Origin of the sequence: Arthrobacter sp. Hiyo1, assembly GCF_001263615.2 — a bacterium.
Taxonomy (GTDB): domain Bacteria; phylum Actinomycetota; class Actinomycetes; order Actinomycetales; family Micrococcaceae; genus Arthrobacter.
In genome coordinates, this window is sequence record NZ_DF952470.1 from 477,114 (window position 1) to 478,695 (window position 1,582).

Annotated in this window: 1 protein-coding gene and 2 pseudogenes; all 3 read left to right on the top strand. The window is 66.7% G+C overall.

Features of this window, described 5'->3' with window-relative positions:
- Positions 1-527, top strand: a pseudogene (locus AHiyo1_RS11075) (dehydrogenase); the annotation flags it as partial.
- A gap of 2 nt (positions 528-529) precedes the next feature.
- A pseudogene (locus AHiyo1_RS11080) lies at positions 530-924 on the top strand (6-pyruvoyl trahydropterin synthase family protein).
- A gap of 49 nt (positions 925-973) precedes the next feature.
- Positions 974-1,582, top strand: a 609-nt coding sequence (locus AHiyo1_RS26630; protein WP_253257269.1) for a DNA glycosylase AlkZ-like family protein, incomplete at its 3' end; no start/stop codon positions are given.

Consider the following 1,582-nt stretch of genomic DNA (forward strand, 5'->3'; position numbering starts at 1 on the left):
GACTGGTGGGCGGCATGACCGCGGCGCTCCTCCGCGGCTTCCCGCTGGAGCGCTTGCAACTGGTGGAGGTGGACCCGGGGAAGCGCGGGTTCGTGGAATCCCTGGGCGTGGAGTTCGTGCTCCCGGACGACGCGCATCAGGATTGCGACATCGTGTTCCACTGCTCGGCCACGGATGAAGGACTGGCCCGTAGCCTGCAATTAGCCGGGGACGAGGGCGAGATCATTGAGATGTCCTGGTACGGGGACCGGAAGGTCTCCTTGCCGCTGGGGGAGGACTTCCACGCCCGGCGCCTCACCATCCGAGCCAGCCAGGTGGGAGTGGTGGCACGTTCGCGCCGGCATAGCCGTACCTCAAGAGAGCGGCTGGAACTGGCGGTCTCTCTGCTGCGGGACCCCATTTTCGACGCGTTCCTTACGGGAGAGTCGCAATTCGAGGAGCTGCCGGAGGTCTTCCAAGGCTTGGAAAACGGCGAGCTGGACGACCTTTGCCACGTCATTGCCTACCCCGCAACCAGGAAGGCATAACGATGTTCAGACTCACCGTCCGCCGGCACTTCATGATCGCCCACAGCCTTCCGCGGGAATCGTTCGGCCCGGCCCAAGGACTCCACGGAGCCACTTTCGTGGCCGAGGTGACATTCCGTCGGGCCAAACTGAACGACGATGCGATCGTCCTGGACATCGGCGCCGCTGGAACCATCGTGGACGAGGTGCTGGCCGGCCTCAACTACAAGAACCTCGACGAACACCCGGACTTCGCCGGACAGCTCACGACGACGGAAGTGCTGGCCCGCTTCATCGCTGAGGCGGTTGCAGCGAAAGTCCGCGAGAGCGACGACGGCGGTGCGCTCGCCGGCGTCGACGTCCTCCTCCGGGAACATCCCGACGCTGGGCAGGCTTCTCGCTGGATTTCGAGCGGTAGCTCGCGCGGGACCGCCCCGGATGGCGGATAAACGGTGCAGAATGGGGCCATGACGTCCGCCGTGCTTTCCACCCAAACGCTCACCCCGGAACTCCTCCGCGCCTGGGCGTGGCACAGACAGGGCCTGGACGGTTCCCTCTCCGGCAAGACGTCCGAGGAAGTCCTGGATCGCGCCGGCTGGGCCCGCTCGGTGGGCGGTGCCAACCCCTACCTGACGCTCTTCGCCCGGGCGGGGATCCGGCGCGAACAGGTCGATCGCGACGTCGCCGAGTTGAGGATCCACGAGCTCCCCACGGCCCGCGGTTGCACCTACGTCCTGGGCCGGAACGACTTCGCGTGGGGCCTCCAAGTCGGCCGGGACGCCGCGGTGGCGCCGTTCAAGGTCCTGGCCCGCCTCGGCGTCGAACGCGGTGAGATCACCCTCCTCGAAGAGCAAGTACTCCACACCCTCCTGGAATCCAGCGACCCCATGGATCCCAAGCAGCTCAGGGACGAGCTCGGCGAATCCGTCCGCAGCCTCGGCGAAGAAGGCAAGAAGAAAGGTGCGTCAACCACCCTGCCCACGGCGCTGGGGCTCCTCCAAGCCGATGGCCGCATCCGTCGCGTCCCCGTCAACGGCCGCCTCGACCAGCAGCGCTACGCCTACACGTCGTGGGTG